Origin of the sequence: Aeromonas sp. QDB11 (assembly GCF_027705265.1) — a bacterium.
GTDB classification, from domain to species: domain Bacteria; phylum Pseudomonadota; class Gammaproteobacteria; order Enterobacterales; family Aeromonadaceae; genus Aeromonas; species Aeromonas allosaccharophila.
The window spans coordinates 17,928-30,657 of the sequence record NZ_JAPDBM010000018.1 but is presented as its reverse complement, the minus strand read 5'-3'; the positions used below and the strand labels follow the sequence as shown (position 1 = coordinate 30,657).

13 protein-coding genes are annotated in these 12,730 nt (G+C 59.3%); 2 read left to right on the top strand and 11 right to left on the bottom strand.

All coding sequences use genetic code 11. The features are described 5' to 3' along the window. Nucleotides 1-217 precede the first annotated feature (217 nt). The 4 genes from OKC40_RS08330 to potA form a co-directional block, all read right to left on the bottom strand. A complete protein-coding gene (locus tag OKC40_RS08330) occupies nucleotides 218-1,285 on the bottom strand; it encodes an extracellular solute-binding protein (protein ID WP_201992192.1) in 1,068 nt (355 codons plus the stop codon). Between the two features lie 81 nt (nucleotides 1,286-1,366). Next, the gene (gene potC, locus OKC40_RS08325; RefSeq protein WP_270794787.1) at nucleotides 1,367-2,137 is read right to left on the bottom strand and encodes a spermidine/putrescine ABC transporter permease PotC; all 771 of its coding nucleotides are present in this window, start codon (nucleotides 2,135-2,137) and stop codon (nucleotides 1,367-1,369) included. Next, the gene (potB, locus tag OKC40_RS08320) at nucleotides 2,134-3,021 is read right to left on the bottom strand and encodes a spermidine/putrescine ABC transporter permease PotB (RefSeq protein ID WP_270693864.1); all 888 of its coding nucleotides are present in this window, start codon (nucleotides 3,019-3,021) and stop codon (nucleotides 2,134-2,136) included. The genes potC and potB overlap by 4 nt, the downstream gene beginning before the upstream one ends. Continuing rightward, nucleotides 3,008-4,111, bottom strand: a complete 1,104-nt coding sequence (gene potA / locus OKC40_RS08315; RefSeq protein ID WP_270794786.1) for a spermidine/putrescine ABC transporter ATP-binding protein PotA — start codon at nucleotides 4,109-4,111, stop codon at nucleotides 3,008-3,010. Before potA ends, potB begins: the two co-directional genes overlap by 14 nt. A gap of 201 nt (nucleotides 4,112-4,312) precedes the next feature. Here potA and OKC40_RS08310 point away from each other — a divergent pair, with 201 nt between their 5' ends. Together OKC40_RS08310 and OKC40_RS08305 are read left to right on the top strand one after the other, a co-directional pair. After that, nucleotides 4,313-5,050, top strand: a complete 738-nt coding sequence (locus OKC40_RS08310) for a hypothetical protein (protein ID WP_005351939.1) — start codon at nucleotides 4,313-4,315, stop codon at nucleotides 5,048-5,050. A 16-nt stretch (nucleotides 5,051-5,066) separates the two neighbouring features. Beyond that, on the top strand, nucleotides 5,067-5,753 hold the full coding sequence (locus OKC40_RS08305; RefSeq protein ID WP_270693860.1) for a DUF2987 domain-containing protein: 687 nt from the start codon (nucleotides 5,067-5,069) through the stop codon (nucleotides 5,751-5,753). Between the two features lie 103 nt (nucleotides 5,754-5,856). Here the strand turns inward: OKC40_RS08305 and ttcA are convergent, their stop codons facing one another. The 7 genes from ttcA to OKC40_RS08270 all read right to left on the bottom strand — a co-directional run bounded on the left by ttcA (nucleotide 5,857) and on the right by OKC40_RS08270 (nucleotide 12,719). After that, nucleotides 5,857-6,765, bottom strand: coding sequence for a tRNA 2-thiocytidine(32) synthetase TtcA (gene ttcA, locus OKC40_RS08300; RefSeq protein WP_128816148.1), 909 nt, complete (start codon nucleotides 6,763-6,765; stop codon nucleotides 5,857-5,859). 74 nt (nucleotides 6,766-6,839) lie between these two features. Further along, entirely contained in the window at nucleotides 6,840-7,787 is a 948-nt protein-coding gene (gene uspE, locus OKC40_RS08295) for a universal stress protein UspE (protein ID WP_182937456.1), read from the bottom strand. Nucleotides 7,788-7,926: 139 nt separating this feature from the next. Next, complete coding sequence (locus OKC40_RS08290) at nucleotides 7,927-8,682, bottom strand: FNR family transcription factor (RefSeq protein ID WP_042062338.1); 756 nt, start codon at nucleotides 8,680-8,682, stop codon at nucleotides 7,927-7,929. Between the two features lie 68 nt (nucleotides 8,683-8,750). Further along, nucleotides 8,751-9,437, bottom strand: a complete 687-nt coding sequence (locus tag OKC40_RS08285) for a sulfite exporter TauE/SafE family protein (protein WP_270693857.1) — start codon at nucleotides 9,435-9,437, stop codon at nucleotides 8,751-8,753. Continuing rightward, nucleotides 9,421-9,609: a cbb3-type cytochrome oxidase assembly protein CcoS gene (gene ccoS, locus OKC40_RS08280; protein ID WP_042657770.1), complete on the bottom strand. Its 189-nt coding sequence runs from the start codon at nucleotides 9,607-9,609 to the stop codon at nucleotides 9,421-9,423. Before ccoS ends, OKC40_RS08285 begins: the two co-directional genes overlap by 17 nt. A 138-nt stretch (nucleotides 9,610-9,747) precedes the next feature. Further along, complete coding sequence (locus OKC40_RS08275; protein WP_270794784.1) at nucleotides 9,748-12,132, bottom strand: heavy metal translocating P-type ATPase; 2,385 nt, start codon at nucleotides 12,130-12,132, stop codon at nucleotides 9,748-9,750. Nucleotides 12,133-12,218: 86 nt separating this feature from the next. Further along, nucleotides 12,219-12,719 (bottom strand): FixH family protein, encoded by a 501-nt coding sequence (locus OKC40_RS08270; RefSeq protein ID WP_139411796.1) that lies wholly within the window; start codon nucleotides 12,717-12,719, stop codon nucleotides 12,219-12,221. Between the last annotated feature and the right edge of the window lie 11 nt (nucleotides 12,720-12,730).

The following is a 12,730-nucleotide window of genomic DNA, read 5'->3' as shown; positions in this document are numbered from 1 at the left end:
CTGGTGTGGTCCTGGCTGGTACATTGGGTTGATTTTCTCGGCGTCTTTATTGGCCTCATTTTCGAGCCGATGGGCCAGCTTGATGGAGGCCAGACACGAGGCGCGCCATGTGTCGATCGGTGTGCTGTCGTGTTTAGGCATCGAAGAGGTGAAGATGAAAAAGGGAGCGATTGCTCCCTTAATCCATTAACCCCGTCAGGGCCGATTAACCGCTGACTTAACCGGCTTTGGCCACCATGGCTTTCAACTGCAGGAAGTACTGCTCGTAGAGGCGGGAGGCATCACCCACATCGGACTGGAACTCTCCTTTGCGCTTGATCTCGTCGCTCGGGAAGACCATGGGGTTATTGCGAAACGCCGGGGTGAGCAGGGGAATGGCATCCTTGACCGGAGTAGGGTAGCCAATCGCCTCGGCCACCTTGGCGGCCACATCGGGGCGCATCAGGAAGTTGATCAGGGCGTGGGCCTCTTTCACATGCTTGGCCTTGGCCGGGATGGCGAGATTGTCCATCCAGAGCACGGCGCCTTCTACGGGGTAGGTCATCTGGATGGAGGGGTATTCGCGCTGGGCGCCGTAGGCCGAGCCGTTCCACAGCATGCCGATATTGACCTCACCGGCGATAAAGGGGTCGGCCGGGTTGTCGGAGTTGAACGCCTTGACGTTGGGCATCAGCTTTTTCAGGTATTCGAACGCTTCGGCAATTTGCGCCTTGTCCTGGGTGTTGGGGCTGTAGCCCAGTTGCACCAGCGCGATATGGAACACCTCGCGGGCATCGTCCATCAGCAGCAGGCTCTCTTTCCACTCCGGTGCCCAGAGCTGCTTCCAGCTGGTCACCGGCTGCTCGATGATGTCAGTGTTGGTGCCGATCCCGGTTGCGCCCCAGATATAGGGGATGGAGTAGCGGTTGTCCGGGTCGTACTCGTGGTTGAGCAGGGTAGGGTCGAGGTGCTTGAAGTTGGGCAGCTGGGCGCGATCCAGCGGCTGCAGCATCCCCTCTTTGGCCATTTTCGAGATGAAGTAGGTGCTGGGCACCACTACGTCATAGCCGTCGCCATGGGTTTTCAGCTTGGCGTAGAGGGTCTCGTTGGATTCGTAGGTGGAGTAGATCACCTTGATACCGGTCTCTTGCTGGAACTGCTCCAGCAGGCCGTCCGGCACATATTCCGACCAGTTGTAGAAGTAGACCACCTTGTCGTCGGCCGCGTGAGCACTCTGGCTCAGCAGCGGGGTGGTGAGGGTGAGGGCGGCTGCCAGCAGGGCGCCGGCCTTGTGTTGGATTGTCATCAACAACTCCTTGGGGTTATGGGGCCTTGCGGCCCACCGTGACAGAGTTCGCCAAAGATGGCGGGGACGAAACAGGCTGGGTCAACCCTGCCGTTTACGCAGTAACAGTTGCGCCAGCAGCACCATCCCGAGGGAGGCGACCAGCATCAGGGTGGCCAGGGCGTTGACCTCGGGGGAGACCCCCACCTTGACCATGGAGTAGATCTTGAGCGGCAGGATCTCGTAGGCTGGGCCGGTAACAAAGGAGCTCACCACCACGTCGTCCAGCGACAGGGTAAAGGAGAGCAGCCAGCCCGCCATCACCGCCGGCAGCGCCAGCGGCAGTATGATGCGGCGCAGGATGATCCACTCGCCAGCCCCCAGGTCCCGCGCTGCCTCCAGCATCCGCACATCGAAGCCACACAGCCGCGAGTAGACGGTGATCACCACGAACGGCAGGCAGAAGGTGATGTGGGCAATCAGTAGCGACCAGAAGCCGAGCGCAATGCCGGTCACTACAAACAGGGTCAGCAGGGAGATGGCCATCACGATATCGGGGGACATCATCACCACGAACAGCATGCCGCTCACGTACTGCTTGCCGCGAAAGCGATAGCGAAACAGCGCCACGGCGGTGAGGGTGCCGATCAGGGTGGCTGCGGTGGCGGTGAGGGCGGCGATGGTCAGGGAGTGCTGGGCCGCCTGCATCAGGCTGGCGCTGGCAAACAGCTTCTCATACCAGCCCAGGGTAAAGCCGCGCCAGTCGATGCCATATTTCGACAGGTTGAAGGAGTTGGCGATCAGCACTCCGATGGGTACATAGAGATAGCCAAACACCAGCAGCAAGAACAGAGCCTTCAGTACGCGCATCATGCCAGCTCCCCCTTCTTGCTGAGCAGCTTGCCCGCCCGCCAGTAGCAGTAGACCAACAGTGCCATCAGTACCGTCAGCATCACGCTGATGGCCGCACCAAAGGGCCAGTCACGGCTGTTGAGGAACTGGGTCTTGATCAGGTTGCCAATCAGCAAGTGCTTGGCGCCGCCCAGCAAGTCGGAGACATAGAACATCCCCATGGCGGGCAGGAACACCAGCAGACAACCGGCGATGATGCCTGGCAGGGTGAGGGGCAGAATGATCCGCATCAGCCGCTGCCAGCCGTTGGCGCCGAGATCTCGCGCCGCCTCCAGCAAACGGCTATCCAGCTTTTCGATGCTGGAGTAGAGCGGCAGCACCATAAAGGGGAGTAGCACATAGACCAGTCCGATGATGACGGCCACCTCGGTATACATCATCTGCAGCGGCCGCTCGATAAGCCCCAGATCCAGCAGCCAGCCGTTGATCAGCCCCCGGGTGCCGAGCAGCACTTTCAGCGCATAGGTGCGGATCAGGGAGTTGGTCCAGAACGGCACCACCACCAGAAACAGCAGCAGCGGGCGGATACGCGCTGGCAGATGGGCTAGCAGCCAGGCAAAGGGGTAACCCACCAGCAAGCAGATGCTTGTGGCGAGCAGCGCCAGCCAGAGGGAGTGGAGCAGCACCTCGAAATAGAGCGGGTCCAGCAGGCGGCCATAGTTGCTCAGGGTAAAGAGCGGCGCGATAAGCTCGGACTCGTCACGGGTCAGGAAGCTGACGCCGATGATCATCAGGTTGGGCAGGAAGACAAACAGTGTCAGCCAGCCCAGGATCAGCGCGATGGCCCCGTTGCGAAAGCCGTTGTGGGCAAAGCTGTGCGCTACCCGCAGATTAGTGAGGCTCATAGGGCAGCACCACCTCCCAGCTGTCAACCCAGTGGATCGCCACCTCCTGACCCAGACGGTAGTCAAAGTCGGGGTCATCCTCGTCGAAGAACTCGGAGATAAGCAGCTGTTTGCCACTTTCGAGCTCGATCACCGAATCCAGCGTCGCCCCCTTGTAGTTGCGCTCGCGGATATTGCCCCGCAGTGCGCCGCTCTGATCGTCATCCTGATCGAGAATGCGCAGATCTTCCGGGCGCAGCAGCACCAGCACCTTGTCGTCTGGCTGGAACGGCAATGTGGTATGAAGCAGGCATTCGCGCCCCTCTACCTCCGCTTGCCAGATACCGGGCTCACGCTGGCTGATCAGCTTGCCATCCATCACATTGATCTCGCCGATAAAGCGGGCCACGAACAGATTGGCTGGCGATTCGTAGATATCGCGCGGGGTGCCGCGCTGGATTATCTTGCCGCCTTCCATCACCAGGATGCGATCAGACATGGTGAGCGCCTCTTCCTGATCATGGGTAACGAAGACAAAGGTGATGCCAAGGCGACGTTGCAGCGCCTTGAGCTCGCTCTGCATCTGTTTGCGCAGCTTGTAGTCGAGCGCCGAGAGGGATTCGTCGAGCAGCAGCAGGCGGGGCTTGTTGACCACGGCGCGGGCGATGGCGACCCGTTGCTGCTGACCGCCGGAGAGCTGATCCGGGCGGCGGTTGGCCAGCTCGGTGAGCTGCACCATGGCGAGGGTCTCCTCGACCCGCTGGCGGATCTCGTTGACAGGCACTTTCTGCATCTCGAGGCCAAAGGCGACGTTTTCAAACACCGTCATATGAGGGAAGAGCGCATAGCTCTGGAACACGGTGTTGATGTGCCTGTGTTCGGCGGGGATATGGGTGATCTCGTCACCGGCCAGATGGATGGTGCCACCATCGACCGATTCGAGCCCGGCCAGCAGGCGCAGCAGGGTGGTCTTGCCACAGCCGGAAGGGCCCAGCAGGGTAAGAAATTCACCGTCATAGATTTCAAGGTCAAGGTCACTCAGGATCACCTTGCCATCGTATTTTTTGCTGATCTTGTTCAGCGCGACAATTACCTGTGGATTGTTCATCATCCGCCAGTCTCACCCCAGCCAGTGGCCATCGTGTTGAAAGAGGGCCGCATTCTATGCAGCCAATCCATGAAATCAAAGGCTTTTTGGCCCGAATTAGCCGCAACTGCGCAGGAAAAACGGCTACGAATAGCAGACCAAATCGCTATAATGTGCCACCTGATTTGGTCGTTTTCGATATTGGATAGTCAATTGAGTAATAAAATGCGTATTGGCGGCTCCCTTGAGCAGTCTCTGAACCAGGGCTACCGCCTTGATCTGAAAGGGGTCATCCAGGAGGGATGGCAACAGACCCGCCGTACCGGATTTGGCCTGCTGCTGGCGATTGTCGGAGTGACGGCGATCTGGATCCTGCTTAGCAATGTGCTGCTGTTGCCCTATCTGGGGGATGACAGCCAGATGAATGTGGCCATGGTGCTGAGCTTGCTGATGACGGTGGTGATGGCCCCCATGACCAGTTCCCTCGATATGCTGGGGTTGCAGCAGTCGGTCGGGGTGCGCGCCCGCGCCAACCAGGTGTTCGACTTCTTCCGCCACTTTGTACGCCTAGGTATGTTGAGCCTGCTTGGCAGTCTGCTCACCAGCCTGTTTGGCCCGCTATTCGATCTGCTGGGATTGCCCGCCGTACTCTCTTTCATCCCCTCGGCCCTGATCGGCATGGGGCTGCTCTTTACCGTCCCGTTGGTGCTGGAGCGTGGCCTGACGCCGCCCCAGGCCATTCTGGTTTCTCTCAAACTCTTTGCTCGCGGCTGGCCCAGCATTGTGCTGTTCCACGGCGTGATGACCGCGCTCTTCTTCCTGGCTCTGATCCCCATGGGGTTGGGGCTTATCTGGGTGGCACCGCTCTATTTCAACTGCAAGGGGATCCTCTATCGGGATCTCTGCGGGGTGGGGGTAGAGGTTAACGAGGTGACAGAAGGCCCCAACCATTTCAATGCATGATGCAAAAGGATGTTGAATGACCCGTCGATATGGAGTGACCAAGGCTGTGCGCCAGAGTCTGCTGGCCACGCTCTTGCTGCCTGGGCTGGCGCTGGCTGAGCCGGTGCTGGATCTGCAATACAGCACCTTCTACAGCCAGATGAAGACCTTTGCCAAAGGGGAGTTTGGTCACGCCAGACTGGGGTTTTATCTGACCGATCCGCAAAATGGTCAGCGCTGCGGCCTCACCTTTGCCCGGGTTGCAACCGACAGCAAGGAAGTGGCGGGCGAGGTAACGGTCGATAGCGAACTGCGCCTGCCTTTTGATGAGGATCTCAACCTCGACAAGGGGATCGTGACCGTTGGCCTGAAAGAAGAGCACGCCACATGCGATATGACGGTACAGGTGATGGCCGATGCGCCGAACGGACCCGAGCTGCCGCTGGCCGAGCTGGCGGCCCGTCAGCAGCAGATGCAGTCGCTGCTCGACAAGATGGCGGGCATGGTCGGCAAGCACTTCCTGCCGAAGATGGAAGGGGTACGCATTACCCTGGTGCAGCAGAGCGGAACAGCTTATCTGATTGATGGCGCCCGTCAGGAGGCGCTGTCCTGGCAGGAAGGCCACCTGCAGCTGAGCAATGAGCAGCTGGCCGCGTTCGCTGCCGGGCAACTGCGCCTGCAGGGTGACGTGCTGCGACTGACCCCCTGGCTGCACAAGGGCTGATGCCGATGGTGTTGTCACGTTGGTAACAGGCAGATCAAGAAAGTAAAAAAGGAGCGATGATCGCTCCTTTTTTATTGCGTGGCGTTTGCCCTGTGAGCGCGGCTTAGCGCACTTCAATCACATCCAGCATGTCCATCTCGTCGATATCCAGCAGCGGCGCCTTCGGCATCTCGGGCGGATCAAACGCCTTGTCGCCACCATCGATGATGCCGGAGTCGCGGTTGATGCTCTTGAAGTCAAACAGCTTGTGATCGAGCAGGTGGCTCGGGATCACGTCCTGAATGGCGGTGAACATGGTCTCGATACGACCGGGGAAGCGGCGATCCCAATCCTGCATCATCTGCTTGATGGCCTGACGCTGCAGGTTCTCCTGCGAGCCGCACAGGTTGCACGGAATGATGGGGAAGGCTTTGACGTCAGCGTAGCGGATCAGATCCTTCTCTTTGCAGTAGGCCAGCGGGCGGATCACCACGTTCTTGCCATCGTCGCTCACCAGCTTGGGCGGCATGGACTTGAGCTTGCCACCGTAGAACATGTTGAGGAACAGGGTCTCGAGGATGTCGTCGCGGTGGTGGCCAAGGGCAATCTTGGTGCAACCCAGCTCCTGGGCGGTGCGGTAGAGAATACCGCGGCGCAGCCGTGAGCAGAGGGAGCAGGTAGTTTTGCCTTCCGGCACCTTCTCCTTGACGATGGAGTAGGTATCCTCTTCGACGATCTTGTACTCGATGCCGAGGGAATTCAGATACTCGGGCAGCACATGCTCGGGGAAACCGGGCTGTTTCTGATCCAGGTTGACGGCAACCAGATCGAAATGGATGGGGGCGCTGGCTTTGAGGCTCATCAGTATGTCGAGCATACCGAAGCTGTCCTTGCCGCCGGAGAGGCAGACCATGACCTTGTCGCCCTCTTCAATCATGTTGAAGTCGGCAATGGCCTGACCCACGTTGCGCCGCAGGCGCTTCTGCAGTTTGTTAAAACTGTATTTTTCTTTGGCGTTCAGCTCTTCTAGCATGCTCGTAAAACCCGGGACACAAATAAGCGCGTTATTATAGCCATGTCCCGGGGGAGGGCAAGGTGCCAGGCACCTTATGATTGATTGCGACGACTGTCGACCGGGCAGCTGTAGTCCGCCGGTTTGAGGATCAGGATGTCGCAGGAGAGGCGGTCAATCACATGTTCGGCGGTATTGCCGAGCAAAGCAGCAGAAAGCCCGGTACGCCCTACACAGCCCATGATCATTAAAGTTGCCTTGAGCTCTTCGGCCATATCCGGCAACACCTCTTCCGGCAGTCCTTCTGCTACCCGGGTCCAGAGATGACCAATCCCGAACTTGTCGGCATGGCTCAGCAGCAGGCTTTCATGATGTTTACGGATAGCCTCGTTATAGGCGTTGGGGTCAAACTCCGGCAGCTCGATGGCTACGTTGACCGGTGTACCCGGATAGGTGTTGACCAGATAGAGGTTGGAGCCCAGCAGCTCGGCGATATCGCTCCCCTCCTGGGTGATCCGTTCATTGAGCAGTTTCTGATCCGGATCGTCACTTGAGCAGTTGATGGCGGCGATGATATTGCCGCCCCGTTGCCAATGACCCTCCTTGACCAGCAGCACCGGACAGGGGCATTTGCGCAGCAGATGCCAGTCGGTGGGGGTAAAGATGAAGGTTTGCAGGAAGCTGTGATGGTGGGTGGCCTTGACCACCAAATCGTGGTGCTGCTCCAGTACCTCCTGAATGACACATTCGAAGGGGCGATTGTGCCAGACCACCTTCACCTCGCAGGCGATCCCCTGTGCGCGATAGGGGGTCAGGATCTCGTCCAGCCACTCACGTCGCTGTGAAATGACGCCGTCGCGCATCTCTTGCCGCTCGTCCACCGAGAGCATGGCGGTCATTTCATACGAGAAGTCATAGATGGTGAGCAGCAGGGTCAGATGGGCGTTTTCGTCCAGCTCGGCGACTTTGACTGCCCGTTCGAGGGCGATTTGACGCTCCTCTTCTGGATTGATAACCACCAGAATATTCTGATATTTGACCATCTTCTCCTCCTTGGAAAAGTCCAATGACAGCAGAATGTTAGCTATTACAGCTTAGCGCAGGAGGAGGGTATCGGGAACGTACCGGATCACATTCCAGAGGAAAGGATCCGGCAGAGAAAGCGGGATTTAAGACGTGTGCTTAGCCACAGGCTGGTCGGGTTGCACCGGCCATCATGCCAAGGGCGACCTGATCCAGCACGGTAATGTATTTGCCTTTGACGCTGATAAGACCGGACTTCTGGAAGCGGCCGAGCAGACGACTGATGGTCTCGACGGTCAGCCCCAGATAGTTGCCGATATCGCCACGGGTCATGGAGAGACGGAACTCCTTGGCGGAGAAGCCGCGCTCGGAGAAGCGCACCGACAGATTGTGCAGGAAGGCGGCGAGGCGCTCTTCGGCATTTTTCTTGGAGAGCAGCAGGATCATCTCCTGATCGCCCATGATTTCGTTGCTCATCAGACGCATGATCTGCTGACGCAGCTTGGGCATCTTGCCGGAGAGATCGTCGAGCACTTCAAACGGGATCTCGCACACCATGGCAGTTTCCAGCGCCTGGGCGAAGGAGGGGTGTGCCTGCTTGTGGATGGCATCGAAACCGACCAGATCACCCGCGAGGTGGAACGCGGTGATCTGCTCATCCCCTTGCTCGGTGATGGTGTAAGACTTGATGGTCCCGGAACGGATGGCATAGAGCGATTTGAACTCGTCGCCAGCCTTGAACAGCTCTTCACCCTTCTGGATCGGTTTTTTGCGCTCGATGATGCTGTCCAGCTGATCAAGCTCGTTGTCGTTCAGAGTGAAGGGAATACAGAGCTGACTGATGCTGCAATCCTGGCAATGAATTGCACAGCCACCGCTCTGGATACGTCTGCCAGGTTTCTTTTCCGGGATCATAGGCTCATACGAAGAATTGATTTATATCAAACAAGTTTACCATCAACTCATCCGTTTTGGATAGGGTTTCAAAAGGAAGCAATGCCAATCCACAGGGTATGCACCCCGAACAAAATGAGCAGCAGGGCACCACCAAGGCGCAAACTGCGCAGGGTGAGCCAGTATCTCAGGCGATCGGCAAGCCCTCCCAGCGCGAACAAGGTGGGCAGGGTGCCGAGGCCAAAAAAGAGCATGATCAGCGCCCCGCCACTGGCTGAACCCGCCGCCGCGCTCCAGGTCAGCATGGAGTAGACCAGCCCGCAGGGAAGCCAACCCCACACCATGCCAAAGGGCAGTGCCTGCAGCGGTGAGGTAAAGGGGAGAAACTTGCCCGCCAGCGGTTTGATTCGGGGCCAAAGCCTGGCGCCGAGCCGCTCCAGCAACAAGATCCCTTGCCACCACCCCGCCAGATAAAGGCCAAGCGCAATCATCAATAGCGCCGCCACCAGGCGCAATCCGGCGATGGCGTGTTTGCCAGCGCCCAGCTCGCTGGTGGTCGCCAGCAGCCCGCCAGCCAAGGCGCCTGCAATGACATAGCTCAGGATCCGGCCGAGGTTGTAGTTGAGCAGATAGCCGAGTCGTCCCCAGAAGTGCTGCTTGTTGGCGGGGATCGCCATGGAGAGCGCGGCGGAGACGCCACCGCACATGCCGATACAGTGGGCAGAGCCTGCCAGTCCTACCAGCAGGGCCCCGGCCAGATCAAGGTTGTGGGTCATGGTCAGCAGGCTTTGCGGGTTTGCGGGCGGGCTGCTCTTCGTCAAACAGGATGTTGGAACCCTGCCGGTCGAGATCTTCAAACTGCTCGGAGCGAATTGCCCAGAAGAAGACGACCCCGGCGATGATCACAAACAGGATGGCGATGGGGATCAGGACAAAAATTATATTCATGAGAGGTACCTTGGCGTTCATCCTTGGCAAGCGTCCCCTATGGTAACCCTGTTCGGGCAGGGGGCCAGCCGCTATCAATTAGAAATGTGGCCTGCATCGGAGGCAGGCCACATTTTCAGCTATTTTCCGCCACCAGCCTCATCGGTTGAGACGCATGGAGTTGGTCACCACGATGAGCGAGCTGAGCGACATGCCCGCCGCCGCCAGATAAGGGGGGAGCCAGCCGCAGGCTGCCAGCGGCAACACCAGCAGGTTGTAACCGATGGACCAGGCGAAGTTCTCAATGATGATCTTGCGGGTACGCATTGCCAGCACTCTGGCCTCAAGCAGTCGGCTCAAGTCATCGGCCAGCAGGATGGCATCGGCGCTGTTTTTCGCCAGATCGGTGCCACCGGCCATGGCGAACGAGGCGTGAGCCCCGGCCAGTACCGGGGCGTCGTTGATGCCATCGCCCACCATGATGCTGATATCACCCTCGGCTTCACGAGCCTTGAGATAGGCCAGCTTGCCATCGGGTGAGACCCCCTTGACCAGCTCATCCACTCCCAGCTCGCGGGCAATCTCGTCTGCCTGCAGGGAGCTGTCACCGGTCAGCACAGTGGTTTGCAGACCGGCCGCCTTGAATGCCCCGATCAACGCCTTGGCATCGGGGCGCAGGGTATCTTCCAGATTGAAGCGCGCCAATACCTGCTGCTCGTTAGCCAGATAGATAGCCAGACCGCGGCCGTGCTCTTGCGCCGGATCCAGCCCAAGCCAGCGGGCACTGCCGAGGCGGTAGCGTACGCCATCTACCAGCGCTGTGATGCCGTGACCGATGACCGGGGTGATCTCGCGGGCGGATGGCAGCACTGTGATGTTGTCGGCGGGCAGCCGGAAGGCACGGGCAATGGGGTGTTCGGATTGCGCCTCCATGGCCCGGGCGATGGCGAGGCAGTGCGCCTCGTCAAGGTCGGCCAACGCCTGAGTCTGCGTCAGGCTGACGTTGCCTGTGGTCAGGGTGCCTGTCTTGTCCATCACGATCCGGTTGGCCTTGGTCAGCACGTCCAGCACATGACCGCGGCGCAGCAGGATACCGTTGCGAGTCAGATTGGCTGTGGCCGAGGTCAGCGCCGTCGGGGTTGCCAGCGACAGGGCGCAAGGGCAAGTGGCTACCAGCACGGCGAGGGTGATCCAGAACGCCTGATCCGGTTGATGGAAGTGCCAGAAGGTCCAGACTGCGGCGGCAATGATCAGCAGCACCAGAATAAAGTGGCGCGACAGCTGATCCGCCATCTGGGCGATGGCCGGTTTGTCATCGAGGGCGTGATCCTGCAGCCGCATGATCTGGGCGATCCGCGACTCTTCGATACGGTGGCTGACCCGGATCTGCAGCGGCGCATCCGTGTTGATGGTGCCGGCATAGACTTGATCGCCGGGCTGTTTGAGCAGGGGCAGCTGTTCGCCGGTCAGCATGGATTCGTTGAGGCTGGCTTGTCCTTCGACAATGATGCCGTCCGCCGGCAAGGTTGCACCGGCCAGCACCCGCACTCGATCGCCGACCTGCAAGGTCTTGGCCGCTACCTCATGCTCCCCTTCATCATCGATGCGGGTCGCCATGATGGGCACCAGTCGCGCCAGGTTGGAGCTCGACTCCGACGCCTTGCGCCGGGCCCGCAACTCGAGAAAGCGCCCCAGCAGCAGGAAGAAGACGAACATGGTGATGGAGTCGTAATAGACCTCACCGGTGTTGAATACGGTGGCCCACATGGAGGCGATGAAGGCACCGATCAGTGCCAGTGACACCGACACATCCATCGACAGGTGGCCCTGTTTCAGGCTGCGCCAGGCGCCCACGTAAAAGGGTTGGGCCGAGTAGATCATGATGGGGGTGGAGAGCAACAGGCTTATCCACTTGAAGTAGACCATGAACTCATCTTCAACGCTGATGAAGAGATCCATGTAGAGGGCCACGGCGCACATCATTACCTGCATCGAACCCAGGCCAGCCAGTGCCAGCCGGAACATATAGCTGCGCACCTCTTTGGCGTAGAGCGCCTCCTGTTGATGGGTCTGGAACGGGTAGGCGCGATAGCCAATTTGGGCGAACCCCTTGAGGATGTCACTCAGGGAGAGCTGTGCCGGATCCCACTTGATGCGAGCCCGGTGGGTGGTGGTGTTGACGTTGATGTAGCGCAGGCCACTCAGGGTCATCAGATGCCGTTCGATAAGCCAGGCACAGGCAGCGCAGGTGAGCCCCTCGACCGTCAGCTGGATTTCACGAAGGGTGCCACTTTCGGTGACAAACTCCTGCTGGATCTCGGCCAGGTCGTAGTGGATGAGGGCGGCCAGCTCCTCGGGCACCAGATCTCCCTTGGTGCCGGGGGCGGTGCGGTGATCGTAGTAACTGGCAAGACCGCACTCCATGATGGTTTCCGCCACCGCCTGACAACCGGGGCAGCACATGGGGCGAACAATCCCCTTTATCTCGAGGGAATAGCCACTATTGGCGGGCACCGGCTCGCCACAGTGAAAGCAGGGGGTCATGGTTTATGGCCCCCTGAATGCAGGATGCGAGCAGCGGGTGCGCTGGCGAGAACCGGCTCGCCACAGTGAGAACAGCCGGTCATGGCTTAGCGTCCTTTCGGGTCGAGTTCGACGGGGGCCAGGGTGGGCAGCTGGACGGTCTCCTGCAATCGCCACTCGTGATCAAAGGCATCGACCCGAATGTGCCACTTGCCGACCAGTGGCTTGTCGAAATGGAGGCGATAGGTGCCGCTCGCATCGGCGGTGATCATGTGTTCGCTGTCCTGACCGGCCAAGGTCGGGTGGAACAATGAGAGATAGAGGGCTTGCCCGGCAGGAATATCGCCGCTGATGGGTTTGAGGGTCAGCTCGTTGCCGTCAACCTCCAGCCCAAAGCGGATATTGAGGGCTTCGGAGCGGTCAAACTTGCTCAAGTCCTGATTGATCTCTTTCCCTTGTTTGTAATAGTCCTCGGCCACCAGATTGACCCCATCCTTGCTGGCGATGATGGCGGTGGCGATGCTGCCGACAACGGCGGCAGTGGGGAGGGCGATGATAAACCAGGGCCAGAATTGGCGATACCACGGTTTGGATAGAGATTGGGTCATGATTGCTACTG